This window comes from Thioalkalivibrio sp. XN8 (assembly GCF_011058255.1).
Taxonomy (GTDB): Bacteria; Pseudomonadota; Gammaproteobacteria; order Steroidobacterales; family XN24; genus XN24.
In genome coordinates, this window is record NZ_JAALFH010000066.1 from 124,406 (window position 1) to 149,023 (window position 24,618).

At 70.2% G+C, this 24,618-nt stretch carries 21 protein-coding genes and 2 tRNA genes; 13 read left to right on the plus strand and 10 right to left on the minus strand.

From position 1 onward, the window contains the following. Positions 1-7: 7 nt before the first annotated feature. Positions 8-1,240 (plus strand): aminotransferase class I/II-fold pyridoxal phosphate-dependent enzyme, encoded by a 1,233-nt coding sequence (locus G6N75_RS11665; protein ID WP_165348539.1) that lies wholly within the window; start codon positions 8-10, stop codon positions 1,238-1,240. A gap of 33 nt (positions 1,241-1,273) precedes the next feature. Here G6N75_RS11665 and G6N75_RS11670 read toward each other — a convergent pair whose 3' ends face one another. The 3 genes from G6N75_RS11670 to prmC are packed head-to-tail and all read right to left on the minus strand — an operon-like array spanning position 1,274 to position 4,972. After that, positions 1,274-3,370 (minus strand): prolyl oligopeptidase family serine peptidase, encoded by a 2,097-nt coding sequence (locus G6N75_RS11670; protein WP_206203094.1) that lies wholly within the window; start codon positions 3,368-3,370, stop codon positions 1,274-1,276. Beyond that, the gene (locus tag G6N75_RS11675; RefSeq protein ID WP_165348540.1) at positions 3,367-4,107 is read right to left on the minus strand and encodes a HesA/MoeB/ThiF family protein; all 741 of its coding nucleotides are present in this window, start codon (positions 4,105-4,107) and stop codon (positions 3,367-3,369) included. Before G6N75_RS11675 ends, G6N75_RS11670 begins: the two co-directional genes overlap by 4 nt. A 4-nt stretch (positions 4,108-4,111) precedes the next feature. Further along, positions 4,112-4,972, minus strand: a complete 861-nt coding sequence (gene prmC / locus G6N75_RS11680; RefSeq protein ID WP_165348541.1) for a peptide chain release factor N(5)-glutamine methyltransferase — start codon at positions 4,970-4,972, stop codon at positions 4,112-4,114. A gap of 95 nt (positions 4,973-5,067) precedes the next feature. On the opposite strand from prmC, the gene G6N75_RS11685 reads away from it, so the two are divergent. Next, positions 5,068-6,462, plus strand: a complete 1,395-nt coding sequence (locus tag G6N75_RS11685; RefSeq protein ID WP_165348542.1) for a pyridoxal-phosphate dependent enzyme — start codon at positions 5,068-5,070, stop codon at positions 6,460-6,462. Then, entirely contained in the window at positions 6,446-7,612 is a 1,167-nt protein-coding gene (locus tag G6N75_RS11690; protein WP_206203095.1) for a cystathionine gamma-synthase, read from the plus strand. Before G6N75_RS11685 ends, G6N75_RS11690 begins: the two co-directional genes overlap by 17 nt. On the opposite strand, the gene G6N75_RS11695 is transcribed toward G6N75_RS11690, so the two are convergent. The 3 genes from G6N75_RS11695 to hemA are packed head-to-tail and all read right to left on the minus strand — an operon-like array spanning position 7,602 to position 10,964. Further along, on the minus strand, positions 7,602-8,606 hold the full coding sequence (locus G6N75_RS11695; RefSeq protein WP_165348544.1) for a cysteine synthase A: 1,005 nt from the start codon (positions 8,604-8,606) through the stop codon (positions 7,602-7,604). The two genes, G6N75_RS11690 and G6N75_RS11695, sit on opposite strands and share 11 nt — an antisense overlap. A gap of 19 nt (positions 8,607-8,625) precedes the next feature. Beyond that, positions 8,626-9,708: a peptide chain release factor 1 gene (gene prfA / locus G6N75_RS11700; protein ID WP_165348545.1), complete on the minus strand. Its 1,083-nt coding sequence runs from the start codon at positions 9,706-9,708 to the stop codon at positions 8,626-8,628. Continuing rightward, positions 9,708-10,964: a glutamyl-tRNA reductase gene (gene hemA / locus G6N75_RS11705; RefSeq protein ID WP_165348546.1), complete on the minus strand. Its 1,257-nt coding sequence runs from the start codon at positions 10,962-10,964 to the stop codon at positions 9,708-9,710. The genes prfA and hemA overlap by 1 nt, the downstream gene beginning before the upstream one ends. A gap of 139 nt (positions 10,965-11,103) precedes the next feature. Here hemA and G6N75_RS11710 point away from each other — a divergent pair, with 139 nt between their 5' ends. The 8 genes from G6N75_RS11710 to ychF all read left to right on the plus strand — a co-directional run bounded on the left by G6N75_RS11710 (position 11,104) and on the right by ychF (position 17,978). Then, positions 11,104-12,774, plus strand: a complete 1,671-nt coding sequence (locus G6N75_RS11710; RefSeq protein ID WP_165348547.1) for a tetratricopeptide repeat protein — start codon at positions 11,104-11,106, stop codon at positions 12,772-12,774. 2 nt (positions 12,775-12,776) lie between these two features. Beyond that, the gene (gene lolB / locus G6N75_RS11715) at positions 12,777-13,433 is read left to right on the plus strand and encodes a lipoprotein insertase outer membrane protein LolB (protein ID WP_165348548.1); all 657 of its coding nucleotides are present in this window, start codon (positions 12,777-12,779) and stop codon (positions 13,431-13,433) included. Further along, on the plus strand, positions 13,430-14,275 hold the full coding sequence (ispE, locus tag G6N75_RS11720; protein WP_165348549.1) for a 4-(cytidine 5'-diphospho)-2-C-methyl-D-erythritol kinase: 846 nt from the start codon (positions 13,430-13,432) through the stop codon (positions 14,273-14,275). The genes lolB and ispE overlap by 4 nt, the downstream gene beginning before the upstream one ends. A 37-nt stretch (positions 14,276-14,312) precedes the next feature. After that, positions 14,313-14,387: transfer RNA gene (locus G6N75_RS11725), tRNA-Gln, on the plus strand. Positions 14,388-14,469: 82 nt separating this feature from the next. Then, positions 14,470-15,408: a ribose-phosphate diphosphokinase gene (locus tag G6N75_RS11730; RefSeq protein ID WP_165348646.1), complete on the plus strand. Its 939-nt coding sequence runs from the start codon at positions 14,470-14,472 to the stop codon at positions 15,406-15,408. 104 nt (positions 15,409-15,512) lie between these two features. After that, on the plus strand, positions 15,513-16,175 hold the full coding sequence (locus G6N75_RS11735) for a 50S ribosomal protein L25/general stress protein Ctc (RefSeq protein ID WP_165348550.1): 663 nt from the start codon (positions 15,513-15,515) through the stop codon (positions 16,173-16,175). Between the two features lie 83 nt (positions 16,176-16,258). Further along, on the plus strand, positions 16,259-16,882 hold the full coding sequence (gene pth, locus G6N75_RS11740) for an aminoacyl-tRNA hydrolase (protein WP_165348551.1): 624 nt from the start codon (positions 16,259-16,261) through the stop codon (positions 16,880-16,882). 4 nt (positions 16,883-16,886) lie between these two features. Next, a complete protein-coding gene (gene ychF, locus G6N75_RS11745; protein WP_165348552.1) occupies positions 16,887-17,978 on the plus strand; it encodes a redox-regulated ATPase YchF in 1,092 nt (363 codons plus the stop codon). Here ychF and G6N75_RS11750 read toward each other — a convergent pair. Then, complete coding sequence (locus G6N75_RS11750) at positions 17,975-18,424, minus strand: Rrf2 family transcriptional regulator (protein WP_165348553.1); 450 nt, start codon at positions 18,422-18,424, stop codon at positions 17,975-17,977. The genes ychF and G6N75_RS11750 overlap by 4 nt on opposite strands. 182 nt (positions 18,425-18,606) lie before the next feature. Between G6N75_RS11750 and G6N75_RS11755 the strand changes: the two genes are divergently transcribed. Further along, positions 18,607-18,683 (plus strand) — tRNA-Met (locus G6N75_RS11755). Between the two features lie 48 nt (positions 18,684-18,731). Continuing rightward, positions 18,732-19,856: an HD domain-containing phosphohydrolase gene (locus tag G6N75_RS15140; RefSeq protein ID WP_206203096.1), complete on the plus strand. Its 1,125-nt coding sequence runs from the start codon at positions 18,732-18,734 to the stop codon at positions 19,854-19,856. Here the strand turns inward: G6N75_RS15140 and G6N75_RS11765 are convergent. From G6N75_RS11765 to G6N75_RS11775, 3 genes are read right to left on the minus strand one after another with little or no spacing between them, the layout of a single operon-like run. Further along, positions 19,841-22,876, minus strand: coding sequence for an efflux RND transporter permease subunit (locus G6N75_RS11765; RefSeq protein WP_346765532.1), 3,036 nt, complete (start codon positions 22,874-22,876; stop codon positions 19,841-19,843). The genes G6N75_RS15140 and G6N75_RS11765 overlap by 16 nt on opposite strands. After that, entirely contained in the window at positions 22,873-23,973 is a 1,101-nt protein-coding gene (locus G6N75_RS11770; protein ID WP_165348555.1) for an efflux RND transporter periplasmic adaptor subunit, read from the minus strand. Before G6N75_RS11770 ends, G6N75_RS11765 begins: the two co-directional genes overlap by 4 nt. Continuing rightward, complete coding sequence (locus tag G6N75_RS11775; RefSeq protein WP_165348556.1) at positions 23,970-24,590, minus strand: TetR/AcrR family transcriptional regulator; 621 nt, start codon at positions 24,588-24,590, stop codon at positions 23,970-23,972. Before G6N75_RS11775 ends, G6N75_RS11770 begins: the two co-directional genes overlap by 4 nt. Positions 24,591-24,618: the final 28 nt, after the last annotated feature.

A 24,618-nucleotide genomic window follows, 5' to 3' on the forward strand; every position in this document is an offset into this window, starting at 1 on the left:
TGCGCGCATGACCCCCGAAATCGTCGAGCCCAGCCGGGCGCTCACCGGCGTCAAGTACGAAATCCGCGGCCGCCTCGCCCGCCGCGCGCTCGAGCTCGAGCGCATGGGCTACGAGATCATCGCCCTCAATATCGGCAACCCGGGCCTGTACGGCTTCCGGACGCCGGAAACGATGCGGCTGGCGATGATCGAGAACCTGCAGGGCAGCGAACCCTATTGCCACCAGAAAGGCATCTTCCCGGCGCGCGAGGCCGTGGTGATGCAACAGCAGACCCGCGGCGTCGTCGGCGTCACGGCCGACGACGTGTTCATCGGCAACGGCGTCAGCGAGCTGATCGACCTGACCCTGCGCGCGCTGGTCAACGACGGCGACGAGGTGCTGGTGCCGAGTCCGGATTACCCGCTGTGGACCGCCGCCACGGTGCTCAACGGCGCCCGCGCCGTGCACTATCCCTGCCGGCCGGAGAACGGCTTCCTGCCCGATCCGGAGGAAGTCGAGCGGCTCGTTACGCCGCGTACCCGGGCGCTGGTGGTGATCAACCCGAACAACCCGACCGGCCGCGTCTACCCGCGCGAGCTGCTCGAGTCGCTGGCGCGGCTGGCCGAGCGGCACCGCCTGGTGGTCTTCAGCGACGAGATCTACGACTCCATGACCTATGACGGGGCCGAGCATGTCCCCATGGCGACCATCGTCCAGGACACGCTGTGCGGCACCTTTTCGGGGCTGTCCAAGGTCTATCGTGCCTGCGGTTACCGGGTGGGGTGGGTGGTCTTCTCGGGCTCCCGCGACACCGCTGACCGCTACCTCGAGTCGGTCGAGCTGCTGTCCGCCCTGCGGCTGTGCGCGAACGTGCCCGGGCAATGGGCGGTGCAGACGGCCATCGGCGGCTACCAGAGCATCCGGGACCTGGTCAGCCCGGGCGGCCGGCTGTACGAATCACGCCAGGCCGTGATCGACGGCGCGGCCGGCAGCAAGTTCATCGACCTGGTGACGCCCGAGGGCGCCATGTACGCCTTTCCGCGCGTGCGCACCGACGAGCTGCCGGACTTCGACGACGAGCGCTTCGCCTACGAGCTGCTCGAACACAAGCACGTGCTGGTGGCGCCCGGCGTCAGTTTCAACACGCCCTACAACGACCACTTCCGCATCACCACGCTGCCCGAGCCGGCGGTCATCGGCGAGGTCTTCGCCCGCATCGAGGACCTGCTGCACGACTGGGCCGTGGCGGAAGCGTCCTAGGCGCGCGGCCCTCCGGCCGCGCGCCCCGGAAAGCTACTCCGCCACCGGCGCCGGCGCGAGTCGCTCCAGCAGGTAGGCGAACACCAGGGCGTTGAGATAAGCGCTCTGCTTCAGGTTGGCCGCGCCGCCGTGGCCGCCCTCGATGTTCTCGTAGTAGAGCACCTCGTGCCCCTGGTCGAGCATCTTCGCCACCATCTTGCGGGCGTGGCCCGGATGGACCCGGTCGTCCCGCGTCGAGGTGGCGAAGAAGGCCACCGGGTACTCGGCGTCGGCAGACACGTTCTGGTAGGGCGAATACTTGCTGATGTAGGCCCACTGCTCGGGATCGTCGGGGTTGCCGTACTCGGCCATCCAGCTGGCGCCGGCCAGCAGCAGGTGAAAGCGCTTCATGTCCAGCAGCGGCACCTGCGACACCACGGCATTGAAGAGGTCCGGGCGCTGGACCATCACTGCGCCGACCAGCAGGCCGCCGTTGCTGCCGCCGCGGATGCCGAGGTGCTCGGGCGAGGTGATGTTGCGCTCCACCAGGTCCTCGGCGACTGCGATCAGGTCGTCGAAAGCCCGCTGTCGGTTCTCCTTGAGCGCCGCCTGGTGCCAGCGGGGGCCGAATTCGCCGCCGCCGCGGATGTTGGCCAGCACGTACACGCCGCCGCGCTCCAGCCAGGCAGAGCCGGTGATGCCCGAGTAGCTCGGCAGGTAGGGCACCTCGAAGCCGCCGTAGGCGAAGATCACGGTCGGGTTCTGGCCGTCGGCCTCGAAGCCCGGCGGCATCACCACGAAATAGGGGATGCGCTCGCCGTCGGCGGACATCGCCTCGTACTGTGCGACCGTCATGCCGGCCGAGTCGAACCAGGCGGGCTCGCTGCGGACCAGTTCGCTCTTGCCGGTGGCGGCGTCCGCCCGGTACAGCGAGGTCGGCGTCAGGAAGCCCGTGTACGTGAAGAAGAGCCTGTCCGAGCGGTCGTCGGTGGACACCACGCTGACGGTACCCAGCGGCGGGACCTCGACCTCGGCGCGGTGCCAGCCCTTGTCGTCATGGCTGAAACGCAGCAGCTTGCCCACCACGTTGTCCAGCAGCGAAACCAGCAGCACGCCCTCGGTCGTGCTGACGGCGGTGATGGAGGAGCGTTCGTCCGGGGCCACCAGCAGCGACAGCTGCGGGGTCTCCATCAGGAAGCTCTCCACCGGTCCCGCCACCAGCGCGCCCTGCGGGAAGGTCTGCTCGCCGACCTGCCAGTCGGACTTGAGCTGGATGGCTACCTGCCCGTCGAGGATCCCGGCGAGCTCCGCGTCTCGGGGCACGTTCAGTTCCATTACCTCGTCGTCCCGGTACAGGTAGTAGATCCGGGAGAAGAAGTCGGGCACGCGGACAATCAGGTCGTAGTAATCCTCGCCGTCCCACTGGCGGGAGCCGAAGCTGGCGACGTCGGTGCGCTCGCCGGTGAAGATGGTGCGGGCCTCTTCCTTCGGCGTGCCGCGCTGCCAGATCTGCACCAGGCGCGGATACCCGGAGTCCGTGACCTGGTCATCGCTGAAGACCGGCCCTAGAAACACCGAGTCCCGGTCGCGCCAGCCAAGGCTGCTCTTCGACTCGGGGAGCTGGAAACCGTCGGCGACGAACTCGCGCGTCGCCAGGTCGAACTCGCGCCGGACGGCCGCGTCGGCGCCGCCGATCGAGAGCCCGACCAGGCAGCGGTCGTACTCGGGATAGCGGCAGCTGGCGCCCGCCCAGACCCAGTTCCGGTCCTCGGCTTCGGCCAGCCGGTCCACGTCGAGCAGCAGCTGCCACTCCGGCTCGTCCTGGCCGTAGCTGGCCAGGGTGGTGCGGCGCCAGATGCCGCGCACATGCTCGGCGTCGCGCCAGAAGTTGTAGACCTGGCCGCCGCGCAGCGCCGGATAGGCAATGCGGTCGTCGGAGGTCAGGATCTCCAGGTTCCGGGCGTGGATCGCCGCGAACTCGGGGTGCGCCTCGAGGCGGCCCAGCGAGCGCTCGTTCTGGGCGCGAGCCCAGTCCAGAGCTTCTTCGCCCTCCACTGCCTCGAGCCACAGGAAGGGATCGTCTTCTGCAGCCATTGTGTTTCCTGCGATCACCAGGGCGCCGGCCAGCGCCAGCAGACTCGTTCTCATCATTGCTCCGCTCCACAAGCCGGACACGCGGGATCGCGTTCCAGTTTCAATTGTCGCCAGTCGTTCTCGACGGCGTCGTACAACACCAGCTTGCCGTCCGCCGACGGCGCGCAGCCGCTGGCGATCTTCAGCGCCTCGACCGCCATCAGGCTGCCGATCACCCCGGGGACAGGCCCCAGCACGCCGTTGCCGCGGCAGCTCTCCAGCTCCTCGGCCTCTTCCTGCCACAGGCAGCGGTAGCACGGCCCGCCCGGCCGGTCGAGGCGGAACACCGCCAGCTGGCCCTCGTAGCGAATCGCCGCGCCGGAGACCAGCGGCTTGCGCGCCTGCACGCAGGCCTGGTTGAGAGCGAAGCGCGTGCCGAAATTGTCGGTGCAGTCGAGCACCACGTCGGCCTGCCGCACGGCCGCCAGGAGTTCAGCGTCCAGCAGCCGGCTGCCTACTGGAGTGACCGTGGTGTCGGGATTGAGTTCCCGCAAGTGTCCGGCCGCGGCCTCCGCCTTGGGGCGGCCGACGTCGGCCACCGTGAACAGCACCTGGCGCTGCAGGTTGGTGACGTCGACGGTGTCGAAGTCGCTGACTACCAGCTCGCCGATGCCGGCTGCCGCGAGGTAGAGCAGGGCAGGGGAACCGAGCCCGCCGGCGCCGATGACCAGGGCGGTCGCGGCGCGCAGGCGCGCCTGCTCGGCCGCGCCGAAGCCGGCCAGGGCGAGATGGCGGGCATAGCGGTCGACGCTCATGGCTTCACTCCACGAAGCGGCACTCGGTGACGCGGTCGCGCCCGGCCGCGTCCTTGTGCAGGGTGATGTCGTGGTAATGCTGTGCCTCCATCAGCCGCCGCAGGGGCATGTGCTGCGCCGGCCCGTGTTCCAGCAGCAGCCAGCCCTGGCGCACGATGTAGTTGTGGGCGCGCTCCATGATGGCGCGAAAGCAGTTCATGCCGCCGGCGCCGGCGTCCAGGGCGAGACGCGGTTCGAAGCGCGCGTCGCCGCGGCCCAGGTGCGGGTCGTCCTCGGCCACGTAGGGCGGGTTGCCGGCCACCACGTCGAATTTCTCCCCGCGCACGGCGTCGAACCAGTCGCTCTCCCGGAATTCCACGTTGCCGATTTTCAGCAGGCGGGCATTGTCCCGGGCCAGCTCGAGCGCGGCCTGGGAGATGTCCAGGCCGATGACCGCGGCCCGCGGGCGCTCGCGGGCAATGGCCAGCGCTACCGCGCCGGAGCCGGTGCCCAGGTCCAGGACCCGCAGGTCCTGGTCCTCCGGCAGCCGCCGCAGGGCCAGTTCCACCAGCAGCTCGGTGTCGGGCCGCGGGATCAGCACCGCCGGGCCGACGCGCAGCGGCATCGACCAGAACTCGCGAACGCCCGTCATGTAGGCGATGGGCTCGCCGGAGAAACGGCGCCGCAGCAATTGCTCGTACTGCTGCGCTTCCTCGCGGTCGAGGACGCGCTCCGGCCAGGCATGCAGGAAGCTGCGCGGGCGCCGCAGCACCATGCCCATGAGCAGCTCCGCATCGAGGCGCGGGCTGTCGCTGACGCCGCTCAGGATTGCGGCGCCGTCGTCGAGGTATTGCCTGATCGACAGGTCGTAATCGATTTCCGTCATGCCCGGCCCGGTGGCCCCGATAGGGGCGTGTAGAATACGCGCAGCTTGCCGGATGCGCGACACCCGCGCGTCCGGCCCGGGGCTGGAGAGGGGCGATGAAGATCTACCGCAACGTGCTGGACATGGTGGGCGCGACGCCCATGCTGGAGGTCACCCGGATCGATACCGGGCCGTGCCGGCTGTTCCTGAAGCTGGAGCTGATGAACCCCGGCGGCTCCATCAAGGACCGTATCGGCGTCTCCATGATCGAGGAAGCGGAGCGCCGCGGTGACATCAAGGCGGGCGACCTGCTGGTGGAGGCGACCGCCGGCAATACCGGCATCGGCCTGGCGCTGGCGGCGGCGCAGAAAGGTTACCGGCTGCTGCTGGTGCTGCCCGACAAGATGAGCCAGGAGAAGATCTTCAACCTGCGGGCCATGGGGGCGGAGATCGTGCTGACGCGGTCCGACGTCGGCCGGGGCCACCCGGAGTACTACCAGGACCTGGCCCAGAGCATCGCCCGCGAGCGGGGCGGCTATTACATCAACCAGTTCGGCAACCCCGACAACCCGCGCGCCCACGAGCTGACCACGGCGCCGGAGATCTGGCAGCAGATGGAACATGACGTCGACGCCATTGTGTTGGGCGTCGGCTCGAGCGGCACCATTTCGGGCATGACGCAGTTCTTTCGCGAGGCTGCGCCCGAGCTCGAGTTCGTGCTGGCCGACCCGCAGGGCTCCATTCTCGCGCACTACATCGAGACCGGCGAGATCGTGCCCGGCAGCCCGTGGCTGGTCGAAGGGATCGGCGAGGATTTCCTGCCCGACATCTGCGACCTGTCGATGGTCGGCAAGGCCTATACCATCACCGACGCCGAATCCTTCTCCGCGGCGCGCGAGCTGCTGCGCGCGGAAGGCATCCTCGCCGGCTCCTCCTCCGGCACCCTGCTGGCCGCGGCGCTGCGTTACTGCCGCGAGCAGACCGGACCGAAGCGCGTGGTGGCCTTCGCCTGCGACACCGGCAACAAGTACCTGTCCAAGCTCTATAACGACTTCTGGATGGAAGACCAGGGCTTCATCAAGCGGCCGCAGCACGGCGACCTGCGGGACCTGATTGGCCGGCCCCACGAGCACCGCGCCACCATCACGGTCGGCGCGGACGACATCATCACCACCGCCCACAACCGCCTCCGCAATGCCGGGTTTTCGCAGTTGCCGGTGATGGAGGGGGAGCGGCTGGCCGGTGTCATCACCGAGGACGACATCATCCGCTACACCTTCGGCCGCCCCGCGCGGATGGGCGAGAAGGTGCGCAGCGCCATGCGCACCAGCTTCCTCAAGGTCGACAAGGACACCTCGGTGGACAACCTGGTCGCCCTGCTGCACGGCGACTCCTATGCCGCCGTCACCGAGGACCGCGGCGAACGCTTCCTCGGGCTGATCACGCGTTCGGACGTCCTCAATTACCTGCGCCGGCTCCACCAGGATGACACCCATGAGCAGCAAGACTGACCGCCTGGGTTTCGCGACCCGGACCATCCATGCCGGCCAGGCGCCGGACCCGGCCACGGGCGCCGTAATGCAGCCCATCTACGCGACCTCGACCTATGCCCAGTCGAGCCCGGGCATGCACCAGGGCTACGAGTACTCGCGTACCCAGAACCCGACCCGGATGGCCTGGGAGCGGTGCCTGGCGGACCTGGAAAGCGGCACCCACGGCTTCGCCTTCGCCTCCGGCATGGCGGCGACGGCGACCTTGCTGGAACTCCTGGATGCCGGCAGCCACGTGGTGGCGATGGACGACCTCTACGGCGGCACCGGCCGGTTGTTCAACCGGGTACGGGCGCGCACGGCGGGCCTGCGGTTCACCTACGCCGACCTCTCCGATCCGGCCGCCCTCGAAGCCGCGCTGGAGCCGGACACGCGGCTGGTGTGGATCGAGTCCCCCACCAATCCGATGCTCAAGCTGGTGGACCTGGCCGCGGTCAGCGCGGCGGCGAAGGCGCGCGGCGCGCTGGTGGTGGTGGACAACACCTTCGCCAGCCCCTGGAGCCAGCGGCCACTGGAGCTGGGGGCCGACATCGTGATGCACTCGGCCACCAAGTACCTGAACGGCCATTCCGACGTGGTCGGCGGGGTCGTGGCGGTGCGGGACGCGGGCCTGGCCGAGCAGCTCGCCTTCCTGCAGAACTCGATCGGCGCCGTGGCCGGGCCGTTCGACAGTTTCCTCGCGCTGCGGGGCGTGAAGACCCTGGCCCTGCGGATGGAACGTCACAGCGCCACCGGGCTGGCGATCGCGCGCTGGCTGGAAACCCGCCCCGAGGTGGAGCGGGTGATCTATCCCTGGCTGGAGTCGCATCCGCAGCACGAGCTGGCGCGGCGCCAGATGGCGGGCGGTGGCGGGATCGTGAGCTTCGTCATCCGCGGCGGGCTGGACGCGGCCCGTCGTTTCCTCGAGCGCACCCGGCTGTTCACGCTGGCGGAGAGCCTCGGTGGCGTGGAGAGCCTGGTCAATCACCCGGCGATCATGACCCACGCCTCGGTGCCGGCCGAAACCCGCGCCCGCCTGGGCATCAGCGACGCGCTGATCCGGCTGTCCGTGGGTATCGAGGACGGCGACGACCTGGTCGCGGACCTGGAACAGGCGCTGGTCAGCGCCTGAGGAAGTCCGGCACCGGCAGGCCCTTGGCGGCCAGGAACTCGGGATTGAACAGGCGCTGGCGATAGCGCAGGCCGGAGTCGCACAGGATGGTCACGATGGTGTGGCCGGGCCCGAGCTGCCGCGCCAGCCGGATCGCCCCGGCGACATTCACGCCGCTCGAGCCGCCGAGCAGCAGGCCCTCTTCCTGCAGCAGCCGGAACACCAGCGGGATTGACTCGCTGTCGGGGACCTGGAAGGCGTGGTCCACCACGGCCTCGGCCAGGTTCTTCGTCACCCGCCCGTTGCCGATGCCCTCGGTGATGGAGTTCCCCTCGGATTTCAGCTCGCCGTGGGCGAAATGGTTATAGAGGGCCGAGCCCGCCGGGTCGGCGAGGCCGACCTGCACCCGCATGTCGCGCGCCTTGAGCGCCCGGCCGACACCCGCCAGGGTGCCGCCAGTGCCCACCGAGCAGATGAAGCCGTCGATCTTGCCGCCGGTCTGCGCCCAGATTTCCGGGCCCGTCGTGGTGAGGTGGAAGGCGTAGTTGGCGGTGTTGTCGAACTGGTTGGCCCAGAGGGCGCCGGCGGGCTCGCTGGCGGCCAGCGCCTCCGCCAGCCGGCCGGAGACGTGGACGTAATTGTCCGGGTTCTTGTAGGGCACCGCAGGCACCAGCCGGACCTCGGCGCCATAGGCGCGCAGGGTGTCGATCTTCTCCTGGCTCTGGGTCTCGGGCATCACGATCACCGTGCGGTAGCCGCGCGCGTTACCGACCAGCGCCAGCCCGATGCCGGTATTGCCGGCCGTGCCCTCGACGATCACGCCGCCGGGCCGCAGCTGGCCGCGGGTCTCGGCGTCGCGCACGATCCCGAGCGCCGCCCGGTCCTTGACCGAGCCGCCGGGGTTCATGAACTCCGCCTTGCCGAGAATCTCGCAGCCGGTTTCCTCGGACGGCCCGCGCAGTCGGATCAGCGGCGTATTGCCGATGGCGTCGAGGACAGTGGGCAGCACTCCCATGGCACTCGCCTCCCGTGGGTCAGTCGGTCAGGGCGGCCAGCTGGTCCGCCTGGTATTCGTCGGCCAGCGGCCCGATCACCTGGTCGAGGTCGCCCGCGAGCACGTCCTCGAGCCGGTAGAGCGTGAGGTTGACCCGGTGGTCGGTGATGCGGCCCTGGGGGTAATTGTAGGTCCGGATGCGCTCCGAGCGGTCGCCGGAGCCGACCTGCAGGCGCCGGCTCTGCGCCTGGGCGGCCACGCGCCGCCCGCGCTCGGCGTCCATCAGGCGGGCCTGCAGCAGCGACAGGGCCCGGGCCCGGTTCTTGTGCTGCGAGCGCTCGTCCTGGCATTCCACCACGATACCCGTCGGCAGGTGGGTGATGCGCACCGCCGAGTCGGTCTTGTTGACGTGCTGGCCGCCGGCGCCGGAGGCGCGGTAGGTGTCGATCCTGAGCTCCGTCGGGTTGACCTCGATCTCCTCCATCTCCTCGGGCTCGGGCAGCACCGCCACGGTGCAGGCCGAGGTATGGATGCGGCCCTGGGACTCGGTTTCGGGCACGCGCTGGACGCGGTGCGCGCCCGATTCGAACTTGAGCCGCGAATAGACGCCGTGGCCCGCCACCCGGCTGATGATCTCGCGATAGCCGCCGTGCTCGCCCTCGCTGGCCGAGAGGATCTCGATGCTCCAGCCCATGCGCTCGGCGTAGCGGCTGTACATGCGGAACAGGTCGCCGGCGAAGATCGCGGCCTCGTCGCCGCCGGTCCCGGCCCGGATTTCCAGGAAGATGTTGGCCTCGTCCAGCGGGTCGCGCGGCACCAGGTGCTTTTTCAGCGCCACTTCCAGGCGCTCCAGGCGCGCCTCCAGCCCCGCCAGTTCCTCCTCCGCCATGGCGCGCAGCTCGGCGTCGCGATCGCCCGCCATCTCGCGCGCGGCGTCGGCCTCGGCGCGGGCCCGGCGCCAGGCGCGATAGTCGCGCACCACCGGCTCCAGCCGGGCGTATTCGCGCGACAGCTCGCGGAACCGGTCCTGGTCGGCGATGGTGCCGGGATCGGCGAGCAGGGCGGCGACCTCCTCGTGGCGGTCCACCAGGCCCGCCAGCTTGGCGACCAGGGAGTCTTTCATCAGTCCTCGGCTTCGAGGCCGAACAGGCGGCGCGCGGCGCTCAGCAGTTCCTGGTCGCCTTCCTCGCCGGCCCGGCGCAGGCTGACGCTGGGCAGGTGCATCAGCTTGTTGGTCAGCGTCTTCGAGAGGAAGTCCATGACCTCGGCCGGGGAGCGGCCGGACTCCAGCATCCGCACGGCCTGGGCGTTGACGGCGGTGCGGATCTCCTCGGCCCGGCTGCGCACGGAGCGGATGGTGGGCGCGGCGTCCCGGGTCTTCAGGGTCTGGGCGAAGCGCAGCACCTCGACGTCGATCAGCCGCCGGGCGTGCGCGGCCGCTTCCTCCCGCGCCTTGATGTTCTCGTCGATGACGCCCTGCAGGTCGTCCACCGTGTACAGGTAGACGTCCTGGAGTTCGGCCACCTCCGGTTCCACGTCGCGCGGCACGGCGAGGTCGACCATGAAGATCGGCTTGCGCTTGCGCGCCTTGAGCGCGGCCTGGACCATCGCCTTGTCGATCAGCGGGTCGGGGCTGGCGGTGGAGCAGATCACTATGTCGGCCGCCGGCAGGTGGTCGGGGATCTCGGCCAGCTCGATGGCGAAGCCCTTGTGTTCCTGCGCCAGCTTGCGGGCCCGTTCGATGCTGCGATTGGCGATCACGATCCGCCCGATGCCGCGCCCGGAGAGATGCTGGGCTACCAGCTCGATGGTCTCGCCGGCGCCCACCAGCAGCGCCGTGTGCGGCGAGAAATCGGCGAAGATCTGCCGCGCCAGGTTGACGGCCGCATAGGCCACGGAGACCGCCGAGCTCCCGATCTCCGTGTCCGTGCGGATCATCTTGGCGACGGAGAAGGCCTGCTGGAACAGGGAGTGCAGCATCGGCCCGGCGCTGCCCGCCTCGGTCGCGATGCGGTACGCCTCCTTCATCTGGCCGAGGATCTGCGGCTCGCCCAGCACCGCCGAGTCCAGCCCGCAGGCCACCGTGAAGGTGTGGCTGACGGCCAGCTGGTTGTCCAGCTGGTAGAGGCAGCCGTTCGCGCGGTCGCCGAGGTGATGGTAGTCGTTGAGCCAGTCGCGCACGTGCGCGAGTCCCTTGTCGGCGCAGCGGCCGTAGAACTCGGTCCGGTTGCAGGTCGAGACGATCAGCATCTCGTCGACCTGCGGCAGCTGTACCAGTTCCTGCAGCGCCGACGGCAGGAGGTCCGGGTTGAAGGCGAGCTTCTCCCGAATCTCGACCGGGGCCGAGCGATGATTGACGCCGAGGACTTTAAGGGACATCTGCTTGGGTCGCGTGGTCGCCCGGATGAAATGACTGGTAATTGTCTGGCAAGCGGCCCTGTGGTGACAAGCTGCGCATGTTCACGGAGCCGGGTTTTACTGCGGTATAGTGGCTTTCCGATAGCCCGCCCCCCAGGCCATGAGACTACTGATCCCGTTCCTCCTGCTGCTTGCGGCCGGTTGTGCCGCCCCCGTCCCGGACCCGCCGCCGGCGGTCGACCAGGCGCCGGATTTCGGCTCGCCCGGGGAGCCGGAGTACCACGTCTTCATGGGCGAACTGGCGCTGCAGCGGGAGCGTCCCGCCCTGGCCGCCACGGAGTTCCTGCGCGCTGCCCGGGTCAGCGACGACCCGGAGCTGGCGGAGCGGGCGGCCCGCTACACGGGCGCCTACGGGACGCCGGCCGAGGCCGCCGAGGCAGCCGAGCGCTGGGCGGCGCTGGCTCCGGATTCGCTGCATCCGGTCAGGCTGCTGGTGCGCGCCCGGCTGGCGCTGGGCGAGGCCGGAGCTGCCGCGGCGGGCCTGGCGCGGTTGCGGGCTGCCGGCGGCGAGGGCGGGCGCGCCTTCCTGGCGCTGCTGCCGCTGATGGGCGAGGGATCCGACCCGGAGGTCGCCCTGGCAGCGATGGCGACGGCGGCTGCGGGCTATCCCGCCGATCCGAGCGGCGCCTATGCCGAGGCATACCTGGCCCTGCGTGCCGGGGCACTGGACCGGGCGCGAACCGCGGCCGAGCGGGCCCTGGAGCTGGATCCCGACTGGGCCGAGGCGGGGCTGCTGTATGCCCGGGTCCTGGCCACGGCCGGGGACGTCGAGCCGGCGCTGGAATGGCTCGCGGCGCACCCGGCCGCCGGCGACCGCGAGTACCGCCTCGAACGCGCGACCATCCTGATCAACGCGGACCGCGCCGCGGAGGCGCGCGTGCTGCTCGAGGCGCTGCTGGAGGAGTTCCCGGCTGACCCGGAAGCGCTGCGGGCGCTCGGCTTCCTGGAATTCCACGCCGGCAATGCCGACGCCGCCCAGGCCGCCTTCATGACCCTGCTGGCGCATGGCCAGTATCGCAACGAAGCACTGTTTTATCTCGGCGGGTTGCTGGAGCAGGAAGGCCAGACCGAGCAGGCGGCCCAGTTGTACGCTCGCATGGACGGCGGCGAGCACCTGCTGACCGCACAGGTCAGGCTGGCGCTGCTGATGGTGCAGATGGGACGCCCCGAGCTGGCGCTGGAGCACCTCGAGCGCTTCGCCGAGCGCAACCCCGGCACCGCGGCGCAGCTCGGCGTGGCGCGGGCGGAACTGCTGGCGCGCCTGGGCCGCCCGGAAGACGCAGTGCCGGTCTACGACGAGCTCCTCGCGCGGGAACCGGATGACGTCGGGCTGCGCTACGCCCGCGGCCTGCTGCTGGTCGAGCTCGACCGGATCGAGGACGCGGTCGAGGACTTCACTCATATCGTCGGCCTGCGGCCCGACGACCCGACCGCGCTGAACGCCCTTGGCTACACGCTGGCGGACCGGACCGGGCGGCTCGACGAAGCGTTGGCGCTGATCGGCCGGGCGCTGGAGCTCGAGCCCGACAGCCCGGCCATCCTCGACAGCAAGGGCTGGGTGCTGTTCCGCCTCGGGCGCGCGCAGGAGGCGCTGCCGTACCTCGAGCGCGCGCTCGAGCTGCAGCATGACCCCGAGATCGCGGCCCACCTGGGCGAGGTCCTGTGGAGCCTCGGGCGCATCGACGAGGCGCGCGAGGTCTGGCTGGCGGCGCTGGTCGAGTTCCCGGACAGCGGCATCCTGCGCGATACCATGGGCCGGCTGGACCCCTGATCATGCTGCGGCTTGCAGTACACTGGCGCGGCGTTGCCGCCGGCGGCGCGCGGTTTCTTATAATCTCGGTCCTCGCCGCGCTGGCCGCGGCTTGTGCAGGGCCGCCGGACCGGGCGCCGGCGCCGGGAGTGAATTGGTTGGAACGACGGGACATGCTGCGCGACATCGAGGAATTCCGCATGGAAGGGCGCCTGGCGCTCAATACCGGCAGCCGCGGCTACAGCGGCACGGTATCGTGGGAGCAGAACGACGACATCGTCGATTTCCGCTTCCGGGGACCCTTCGGCTTCGGCGGTTTCCGGATCCACGGCGACCTGGACCAGCTGCGCGTCAAGACGACCTCCGGCGACGAGTTCCTGCTGCGCGACCCGGAACAGGAAATGACGGAGCGGTTCGGCTGGAGCCTGCCGGTCCACAGCATGCGCTACTGGATTCTCGGCGTGTCCGACCCCGCGCTGCCGGCGACCGAGGTGCCGGGCGCGGACGGCCTGCTGGAGAGCATGGAGCAGGCCGGCTGGCTGGTGCGCTACGACAGCTTCGGCGAGAGCGAGGGGCTGATCCTGCCGCGCCGCTTCGACATGGAACGCGGCCAGGTCCGGATCCGCGTCATGACGGACCGCTGGGACATCCCGGGCGGCGGCGCCACGGCGCGGCGATGAGCCCGGCGTGGCCGGCGCCGGCCAAGCTGAACCTGTTCCTCCACGTCACCGGGCGGCGGCCCGACGGCTACCATCGCCTGCAGACCGTCTTCCAGCTGCTCGACTACGCGGACGAGATCGTCCTGGAGCCGCGCGCCGACGGGGTGATCTCGCGCTCGGCGGGGCTGGCGGAGGTGCCGCCGGAGGCCGACCTGGCCGTGCGGGCCGCGCGGCGGCTGCAGGCGGCGGCCGGCGTCGCGCTCGGGGCGGACATCCGCGTCCACAAGCGCATCCCGGCAGGCGGCGGTCTCGGCGGGGGCAGTTCGGACGCCGCCACGGTCCTGGTCGCGCTGAACCGCCTGTGGGGGCTGGACTGGCCTGCCGACCGGCTGGCGGCCCTGGGGCTGGAGCTCGGCGCCGACGTGCCGGTGTTCGTCCACGGGCGCTCCGCCTGGGCCGAGGGGGTGGGCGAGGACCTGACCCTGGTCGAATTGCCGCCGGCCTGCTACCTGGTGGTCTGCCCCGGCTGCGCGGTTTCCACTGCGGCCGTGTTTGCGCACCCTGAATTGACACGTGATACCCCGGAAACGACAATTAAGGGCTTTGTTTCGAGCGGTGGACGCAACGATTGCGAAGCCGTGGTGCGGCGCCTGTACCCGGAGGTAGGGACGGCGCTGGACTGGCTGGCGGCGCGGTCCCCCGACGGGGCGCGCCTGACCGGGACCGGCGGTTGCGTGTTTGCGCGGTTCGAGACGGCAGCGGCGGCCGAGGGGGTGCTGGCGCAGCTGCCGGATGGCTGGACGGGTTTCGTGGCGCGTGGCGTGGCGGCGAGCCCGTTGCTGGCCCGGGTGGGCGCCGGCTGAAGCCAGGCGAGGCCGGCCCCGGGTTTGGACAGGCGACTGGGGTGTAGCCAAGTGGTAAGGCAACGGGTTTTGATCCCGTCATGCGGAGGTTCGAATCCTCCCACCCCAGCCAATCTCGCGGCGCGCAGGGTCGGCGCCGGAACCATTCAGGTGCGGCCCCATGGGAGGCAGGCGTGGTTAACGAAGTAGGTCACATGGCGGTGTTCTCGGGGAATGCCAACCGGGAACTGGCCGAGAGCATTGCGCGCCACCTGGGCTTCGCGCTCGGCAAGCTGCAGGCGGGCCGCTTCAGCGACGGCGAAGTGTCCGTCGAGGTGCTGGAGAACGTGCGCGGCCGGGACGTGTTCATCGTCCAGCCGACCTGCCCGCCGGTGAACGACAACATCCTCGAGCTGCTGGTGATGGTCGACGCGCTGCGGCGTGCCTCGGCCGCCCGCATCACGGCAGTCATTCCCTATTACGGCTACGCGCGCCAGGACCGGCGCCCGCGGGCCCAGCGCGTGGCGGTCTCGGCCAAGCTGGTCGCCAACATGATCACCCACGCCGGGGTCGATCGCGTGCTGACGGTGGACCTGCATGCGGACCAGATCCAGGGCTTCTTCGACATCCCGGTCGACAACGTCTACGCCTCGCCGGTGCTGCTGCACGATGCCTGGAAGCAGCGCTACGAGAACATGATCGTGGTGTCCCCGGACGTCGGCGGCGTGGTCCGCGCCCGCGCGCTGGCGAAGCGGCTGGACGACGCGGACCTGGCCATCATCGACAAGCGCCGGCCGCGGGCCAACGAGGCCCAGGTGATGCACATCATCGGCGACGTGCGCGACAAGACCTGCCTGCTGGTGGACGACATGATCGACACTGCCGGCACGCTGTGCCAGGGCGTGGCCGCGCTGAAAAAGCAGGGCGCCGCCAGGGTCTACGCCTATATCACGCACCCGGTGCTCTCGGGCCCCGCGGTGCAGCGTATCAATGACTCGCTCCTCGACGGCCTGGTGGTTACCGACACCATCCCGCTGTCCGAGGCGGCGCGGGCCAGCAGCAAGATCCGCCAGCTGAGCGTGGCGGAAATGCTGGCCGAGACCATGCGCCGGATCAGCGACGAGGAATCCGTCAGCTCGCTCTACGTGGACTGAGCAGCCCGGAAGCGGCGTTCCGGGGTCGGAACGCCGGGTCGGTATGCGCGCCAGCCTGGTCGCGGGCCCGCGCCGCCGTGTGTGTTGTTACTTGGAGAAAACCAATGAGCCAGAAATTCGAGCTGTTTGCCGAAGACCGGCCAGACCAGGGCAAGGGTGCGAGCCGCCGCCTGCGTCGGACCGGCAAGGTGCCTGCCATCCTGTATGGCGCCCACCGTGATCCCCGCGCCCTGGCGCTGGATCACAACGCCCTGCTGCACCAACTGGAGAACGAAGCCTTCTTTTCCAGCATCCTGACGGTCACGACCGGCGACAAGTCCCAGCCGTGCATCCTCAAGGACGTGCAGCGCCATCCCTACAAGAACCAGGTCCTCCATGTCGATCTGCAGCGCGTGCTGGAGGACGAGGAAATCCGGGTCACGGTGCCCTTCCATTTCCTCGGCGAGGACACTGCGCCGGGCGTCAAGGGCGGCGGCGTGGTCTCGCGCGTCATGACCGAGCTGGAGATCACCTGCCTGCCGAAGCACCTGCCCGAGTACATCGACGTCGACGTGTCGAAGCTCGAGCTCGAAGTCGCCCTGACGCTGGGCGAGGTCGCGCTGCCCGAGGGCGTGTCGATCTACGGCGGCGAGGAAATGCTCGAGCAGCCGGTCTTCATCATCCATCGCCCGCGGCGCGAGGAAGAGATCGAGGGCGAGGGCGAAGGCGAGGGCGAGACGCCGCCAGGCGAAGTGCCCACGACTACGGGCGAGCCCGAGGAGGACTGACCTCCGCGACGGCCGTTCCCGGGCTTTCCGGGCCGCCTGCGGGCGGCCCGGGACCCGCCCGGCCACGCTGAGGACAGCAGGCGATGAGCACCCGCGCCCCGATCCGCATGATCGTCGGCCTCGGCAATCCGGGGCCGGACTATGCCGACACGCGCCACAATGCCGGTTTCTGGCTGGTGGACCTGCTGGCGCAGCGCCACGGCGGCAACTTCCGGGCCGAGCGCAAGTTCGCGGCCGAGGTAGCCGCCTGTCGCGTCGGCGGCGCCGACGTGCTGCTGCTCAAGCCCCAGACCTTCATGAATCGCAGCGGCCAGGCCGTGCAGGCGGCGTCGGCCTACCTCAAGATCCCCGTCGAGCAGGTATTGGTTGCGCACGACGACCTCGACCTGCCGCCGGGCACGGCACGTCTCAAGCTCGGCGGCGGCCATGGCGGCCACAACGGGCTGAGGGACCTGGTCGCCCATCTCGGCCCGGGCTTCTGGCGCTTGCGGCTCGGCATCGGTCATCCCGGCGATCGCGCCGAGGTCATCGACTACGTGCTGCGGCGCCCGGCCCGCGAGGAAGAGGCGTCGATCCGCGAGGCCGTGACCGAGGCGGCGGACGTCATCCCCATCCTGCTCGGCCGCGGCGAGCAGCCGGCCATGCATCGTCTGCACACGCGCGCGCCGCGTGCCGAACCCCAACCAGGGCCCGAGGCCCCGGAGTAGGCCCATGGGCATCCGTATCGGAATCGTCGGCCTGCCGAACGTCGGCAAGTCCACCCTGTTCAACGCCCTGACCCGCGCCGGGATTGCGGCCGAGAACTATCCGTTTTGCACCATCGATCCGAACGTCGGCGTGGTGCCGGTCCCGGACCCGCGCTTGCAGGAACTCGCGGCGATCGCCAAGCCGCAGAAGGTCCTGCCGACCACCATCGAGTTTGTGGACATCGCCGGGCTGGTGCGGGGCGCTTCCAAGGGCGAGGGGCTCGGCAACCAGTTCCTGGCCAACATCCGCGAGACCGACGCCATCGCCCACGTGGTGCGCTGTTTCGAGGATCCCGACGTCGTGCACGTGGAAGGCCGCGTGGACCCGGTCGGCGACATCGAGGTGATCAACCTCGAGCTGGTGCTGGCCGATTTCGAGACCGTCACCCGCCACCTCGAGCGCGCGGTGAAGGCGGCCAAGACCGGCAAGAAAGAGGACCTGGCCCGCCGCGACCTGCTGGCGCGCGTCGCCGAGCATCTCGACCACGGCCAGCCCGTGCGGTCGCTGGACCTGCGGGCCGAGGCACGCGCCATGCTCCGCGAGCTGCACCTGCTGACCGCCAAGCCCACGCTGTACATCGCGAACGTGCTGGAGGACGGCTTCCGGGACAACCCGCAGCTCGAAGCCGTGCGCGCGATCGCCGCCCTCGAAGGCGCGGAGGTGGTGGCGGTGTGTGCGGCCATCGAGGCCGAGATCGCCCAGCTGGACGAGGCCGACAAGGGCGAGTTCCTCGCCGAGCTCGGCCTGGCGGAGCCCGGCCTGGACCGCGTCATCCGCGCCGGCTACAAGCTGCTCGGGCTGCAGACTTTCTTCACCGCCGGCCCGAAGGAGGTCCGCGCCTGGACCGTGCCGATCGGTTCGACCGCGCCGGAAGCCGCAGGCGAGATCCATACCGATTTCCAGCGCGGCTTCATCCGCGCCGAGACCATCAGCTTCACGGACTACGTGGCCTGCGGCGGCGAGGCGAAGGCGAAGGAAACCGGCAAGATGCGCGTCGAGGGCAAGGACTACGTCGTCCAGGACGGCGACGTGATGCACTTCCGCTTCAACGTCTAGCGGCGCGTTTGCGCCGGTTGCACCAGCAGCGATCGCATCTGCGCTTCCTGGCCCCGCACGATGTCCGCCAGGGTCTGCTGGTCCAGTTCTGCGATGAAGGCCTTCAGGCCCCGGCTGATGGCGCCGGCGAGCGCGCAGCTGGGCGTCAGGCGACAGGCGTTGTCGGGCCGGAAGCACTCGACCAGGGCGAGATCTTCCTCAGTCTGACGCACGACCTGGCCCAGCCGGATCTCTTCCGGCGGCACCGCCAGCGTCAGGCCGCCGGTAGGTCCGCGCTGGGCGACCACCAGTTCCGCCCGCGCCAGGGTGTTGACGACCTTCATGAGGTGGGCCCGCGAGATGCCGTAGGCGGTCGAGATCTCCTTGATGGTGCAACGCCGGTCCGGGTTCAGGGCCAGGTAAATCAGGACGCGAAATGCATAATCGCTGAAGTAAGTCAGTCGCATGGCGCGAATCTCCAACGGCGCGGTCACCGCGCCATTGATGTATGCTATGTGAACCAAAAGGCTTGCGCAAAGCTCACACCGGCGCGCCACCGCCCGCCGCTTGCCGCGCCTTGACACGCTTCCGGCGCGCGGGGAGAATTTCCGGCCCTCCCGGGACCTGCGCCGGCGGGCGCGAATTCAGGGGCTACGTAGCTCAGTCGGTCAGAGCGCGGCACTCATAATGCTGAGGTCGGTGGTTCGAGCCCACCCGTAGCCACCATCACCCGCCACGACGGGTGAGCGGTGCTTCCAAGGCGGACCACACACGATGCTCGATCCCAGCCTGTCCCCTCCTGACCGCTACGCCCTGATCAGCGCGCTGCTGATCCTGCATGAAGAAGCGCCCGAGCTCGACGAGTTCAACGTCGGCCTGCGGGCTGCCGAGCTGGCGGAGGAGCTCACCGAAAGCCAGGCCGGTTACCTGCACGTGGTGGAGGAGGGCGGCGGCATCCGGCTCGCGGCCTGGACCGGGCGCACCCTGGCGTCCTGCGGCATGCAGGCCGAGAGCCACTATTCCCTCGAGCACGCCGGGATCTGGGCCGATTGCGTCCGCCGCGGCGAGCCGGTGGTCCACAACGAGCTGCGCGCCGAGGATTACCGGCGCGGCCTGCCGGCGGGGCACACGCCGCTGCAGCGGCACCTCGCGGTGCCCGTACTCGAGCAGGGCCGGCCGGTGATGGTGCTTGGGGTGGGCAACAAGCCGACGCCCTACGGCGACCGGGACGTGGAGGAGGTCCGCCTGCTGGCGGAGAGCGCCTGGGGGCTGCTCCGCCGCAAGGCGCACGAGGAGCGCGAGGCCCGGCACCTCAGGTTCCTGGAAGACAACATGCTGGCGACCATCGAGGTGGTGAACACCATCGTCTCGATGCGCGACCCCTACACCGCCGGCCACGAGCGCCGGGTTTCGCACTTGGCGCGGGCGATCGCCGCCGAGATGGGACTGGGCGAGGAGCTGCAGGACCGCGTGCGCGTCGCGGCGCTGGTGCACGATGTCGGCAAGCTCGCGCTGCCCGCCGAGGTGCTGGCCAAGCCGGGGCGGCTGACGCCGATGGAAATGGAGATCGTCAAGACGCACAGCCGCCAGGGCAGCGAGATCCTGCGCAAGAGCCATTTCTCCTGGCCGCTGGCGGACATCGTGCTGCAGCACCATGAGCGGCTGGACGGCTCGGGCTACCCGGACGGGCTGCGCGGCGACGCCATCATGCTGGAGGCGCGGATCATCGCGGTGGCGGACGTGGTCGAGGCCATGGGCAGCCATCGGCCCCACCGGCCGCCGCGGGCCCTGGAGGACGCGCTGGCGGAGATCGCTTCCGGCGCCGGGACGCGGTATGACCCGGCGGTGGTGGCCGCCTGTCTCCGCCTGTTCCGCGAACAGGGTTACACGCTGTCCTGAGCCGCCGGCGCCGGGCGCGCCCCGCCCATCAGCAGCCGGTACAGCGCCGGGATCACCACCAGCGTCAGCAGCGTGGAAGCCAGCAGGCCGGAAATGATCGCCCAGGCCAGCGGCGGCCACAGCGTGGACTGGGTCAGTGTCAGGGGCAGCAGGCCGGCGATGGTGGTTGCGGTCGTCATCAGGATCGGCCGCGTGCGCCGGGCCACCGCGGCGACGATCGCCTCGGCCCGGTCCGCGTATTCCCGCTCGAGGCGCCGCACCAGGTCGATCAGCACGATGGCGTTGTTCACCACGATGCCGACCAGCGCCACCATGCCGAGCATGGCCGTGAAGCTGAACGGCTGGCCCGTCAGCAGCAGCCCCGGCGTGACGCCCACCACCGCCAGCGGCACGGTCACCAGCACGATGGCCATCAGGCGGAAGGAGTTGAACTGGTAGAGCAGGAAGGCGAGCAGCATCAGCACGCCGATCGGCAGCGTCTGGAACAGTGCTGAATTGGCCTCGCCGGCTTCCTCCGCGGCGCCCCCGAACACCAGGCGGACCTCCGGCGGCAGGCCGAGCGCCTCGAGTCGCGGCGACAACAGCGAGATCACCTCGTCGTAGGTGTAGCCGTCGGCGGTTTCCGCCAGCACCGAGGTCATGCGGCGCAGGTCCCACTGGCGAATCACCGCCGGCTTCCATTCCAGGCTGGTCCGGGTCACCTGCCCCAGCGGCACGGTGCCGCCGTCCGGCAGCACCAGCGGCAGGCCGGCCAGCCCTTCGAGCGGGAAATTGCGGCCCTCGGGCGCGCGGATGATCATCGGCAGCGGTTCCCGCTGCACCCGCCAGGTCGAGAACTCGCGGCCCAGCGTGGCGGTGGCCAGGGCTGCCGCCACGTCGGTGCGGGACAGGCCGAGGCGGGCGGCCGCGGCATCGTCGATATCGAGCCGGAGGGTGGCCAGCCCGGTGCCGAGCGTGTGCCGCACGTCGATGGCGCCGGGTGTTTCCCTCAACTGGCGCATCACCTTTTCGGTGGCCTCCACCAGCTGGGCGGGCTCTTCGGCGAAGACCCGGATTTCAACCGGGGCATCCACCGGCGGGCCCTGGCCCAGCCGGCTGGCCGTCACATGCGCGTCCGGCACGCGGGCCCGGGCGTAGCTCCGCACCCAGTGCATCAGCGCCGGGAGGTCTTCGTCGCTGCCGGTGATCGCCACGATCCGGCCGAGGTGCGGCGAGTTCGGGATCTTCATCAGGTTGTAGTAGAAGCGCGGACCGCTGGAGCCGGCGAAGACGTGGGCGTCGCTGACCTCCGGGCGGCGCGCCAGTTCGTCGGCCATGAGGTTGGCCTGCAGCGCCGTGTACTCCAGTTCGGTCCCCTCGGGGAAGCGCAGGTCGATGATGAGCTGGTTGCGGTCGGTGCTGGGAAAGAAGTCGCGCTGCAGCTGGTCGCTGAGCAACACGCCCCCGGCCACCAGGAGCGCCGCGATGGCGAGCGTCCAGCCGGGCCGGCGCACCGCCACGCGGCCGAGGAAGGCGCCGAGCGCCTGGGTGCGCAGCCCGGAGCCGCCACTGCGCGGCTGGAGGATGACCGTCGCCATGACCGGCGTGGCGAACACGGCGTAGAGGTAGCTCACCACGAGGGTCAGCATCACCAGGATCGGGATGCCGCGCGTGAAGTCGGCGGTATTGCCCTGCGAGAGCAGCAGGGGCATGAAGGCCGCAAGGGTGGTGCCGGTGGCGGCGGCCAGCGGTCCGGCCAGTTCCCGCACCGAGAGCATCGCCGCCTCGCGCTTGCCGCGGCCCTGGTCGAGGTGCCACTGCAGGTTCTCGACCATGACGATGGCGTTGTCGACCAGCATGCCGAGGGCGATGACCAGCCCGGCCACGGCGATCTGGTGCATCACGCCGCCGCCCATGGCGTAGATCGCCAGCGAGGACAAGGTCACCAGCGGCAGCACGGCGGCCACTGTCAGGCCCAGCCTCGGGCCCATGAACAGCAGCAGCACCAGGATCACGACCGCCATGCCGAGCAGCAGCGAGCGGGCCAGCTCGGCCAGCCGGTCCTCGACCCACCGCGGCTGGTAGAACATTTCGTGGATTTCCAGCGGGGCGTAACCGGGCCGCACCTCGTCCACCACCGCGCGCACGCGTTCGCCGAAGCGCACGGCATTGAGGCGGTTCTCCGGGATCACGATGCCGAGCCCGACCGCGGGCCGGCCGTTGAACCACATCCGCTCGGTCGGAGGATCGTCGGGCTCAAGATACAGCGCCGCCACGTCGCCCAGCGGCACGAGGTCGCCGGAGGGCAGCCGGACCGGCGTCCCCGCGAGTTCTTCCAGGCTGGCGAAATCGGCGCGCGGCCGCAGCACCACCGAGCGCCCGTCCCGGCTCAGCAGGCCGCCGGGCATGGTGACGTTGCGCGCGGCCAGCTGGGTGCCGAGGGTCCCGGCATCCAGCCCCCGGGTTTCCGCGGCCGCCGGGTCGATGCTGACGACCAGTTGCTCGCCGGGATCGGCCAGCAGCTCGATACGCGCGATGTCGGGCACGCGAAAGAGGTCCCGCCGCAGCGCGCGCGCCGCCTCGGTGAGCGCCATGAGGTCGTCGCTGCCGGTCACGACCAGCACGATGCCCTCGGTGTCCATCATGCGGTCGAACAGCTCCGGCCGGCCGGCGCCTGGCGGGAAGTCGCGCTCGGCCCGCTCGATGGCGACGCGGACCCGCTGCCAGACCTCCTCGGTGTCGTAGACATGGTCGTGCATGCCGACCACGATCTGGGCGAAGCCGAGCCGCGCGATCCCGCGCAGCTCGTTGACCTCGTCGACCTGCGCGATCTCTTCCTGCAGCGGGTTGAGCAGCAGGCGCTCGACCTGCTCGGCGTCGGCACCCGGCCAGCTGACGTGCACCTGGCCGAAGCGATAGGGAAAGAATGGATCCTCCTGGCGGTTCATGCCCAGCCAGGACGCCAGCCCGATCAGGGAGAGCGTGAGCACGAGGGCGAGGACCAGCCGCCGCCGCTCGATGCTGGCGATGATCAGGTTCAGGGCAGGACCCTCAGCCGGTCACCATCGAGGAGGTGGTGATGGCCGGCGACGACCACCTGGTCGCCGGCCGCCAGCGCGCCCCGCACTTCGACCCGGTTGCCCAGCGGCCTGCCGACCTCCACCTGTGTCTGCTGCGCGCGGCCGTCCACCACCTTGTAGACGCGCGTACGGCCGGTGCCGGGATCCACCACTGCGGCGAGCGGCACGGCGAGGGCTTCGACCGGACCCTGCGCCACGGTCACCTGGACCGACAGGCCGGGCTGCCAGCCTGCCGCCGCAATTGCCGGTTCTGCCAGTTCGACGATGGCGGGCGCCAGCCGGCCGGCGCGAGCGACTCCGAACTCCCGGATCACGCCCGGCAGGACCTGGCCGGACGCCAGGCTGCGAACCTCCACCGGCAGGCCGGTACTCAGCCGCCCGGACAGCCCTTCCGGCAGGCTGATTTCGATTTCCAGTGCGCCGGTGCCGGACAGGACCAGCACCGGCTGGCCCGCCGCAACGAAATCCCCGGGTTCGGCCAGCAGGTCGCCGACCACGGCGTCGAAGGGCGCGCGCAGGGTCGCCTCGGCCACCTGTTCGCGCGCTTCCGCTGCCCCCGCCACCGCCTGCTCGCGTGCCGCGCGGGTAGCGTTGCGCGCGGCCAGTGCCCGGTCCAGCTCGTCGGTCGGCACGAGGCCGCGCTGGTGGAGCTTCACGGCGCGCTCGTAGTCCGCCTCCAGTTGCACCAGCCGTTCGTCCAGCTCGCGGACCCGGGCGCGGGCCGCGTCCAGGGTGGGGGCCAGCGCCGGGTTGGCGAGGATCGCCAGCGCCTGGCCGGCTGCCACCTGGTCGCCGCGCGCCACCAGGCGCTCGGCCAGGTAGCCGGGTTGCAGGAAGGCAGGCTGGGCGCGTCGCTTGGCGCGCAACATGCCGGGAAGCCGCAGGCTCTGTTCGTCACGGACCAGTTCGACCGCGGCGACGCGCACCGGGCTCAGGTGTGCGCCGGGCTCTTCGGGCGCGGGCTGCCCGTTGTCGCCATTGCAGCCCGCCGCCAGGGCGGCAAGCACCAGCAGGGCCGGCGTCGCCCACCAGCCGCGGGACGGAACCCTCGCGTTCATGAGCCCTCCTTCCCGTCGCGCGGCAGCAGGCCCCCCATGACGATCTTCAGGAAGTCGTCGAGGAATTCCTCGTCGTCGCCTACGCCGGGCCAGTGCGCATGGTGCGCCCGGGCCTGGAACCAGTGGGTGCAGCAGCCGACGAACAGGGTCACGACGTTGGCCGGGTTGACGTCGGCCCGGAGCAGGCCACGGCCCTGGGCCTGGCGAATCCGCTCGGCGCCCAGGCGGACCAGCTCGGCGTCCAGCTTGCCGCAGCTCTGGTCCGCGTCCAGGTGGGTCCAGGCAAACAATCGCGCCACTTCCGGGTGTTCCTGGAGAAAACGGAAGTAGCGCTCAATGGAGTCGTGCAGGAGCTGCGGGCCCGGCTCCTCGGCGGCCTCCAGCTCGGCGACCTGGCCCTTGGCGTAGGCCTCGATGGCGCGCTCCTTCACCAGCTCCCACAGCGCTTCCTTGCTGCCGAAATGGTGATGGATCAGGCTCTTGGTGACACCGGACTCTTCCGCCAGGTCCCGCATGCTGACGGCGGCGAAACCCTTGTCGACGAAGAGCTTGTACGCGGCGTCGAGGATGCGTTCCCGGGTCTGGTCTGGGTCCCGGGTACCCGTGGGGCTGTTCATGGTTCGAACAATAGTATTAACTGGCCGA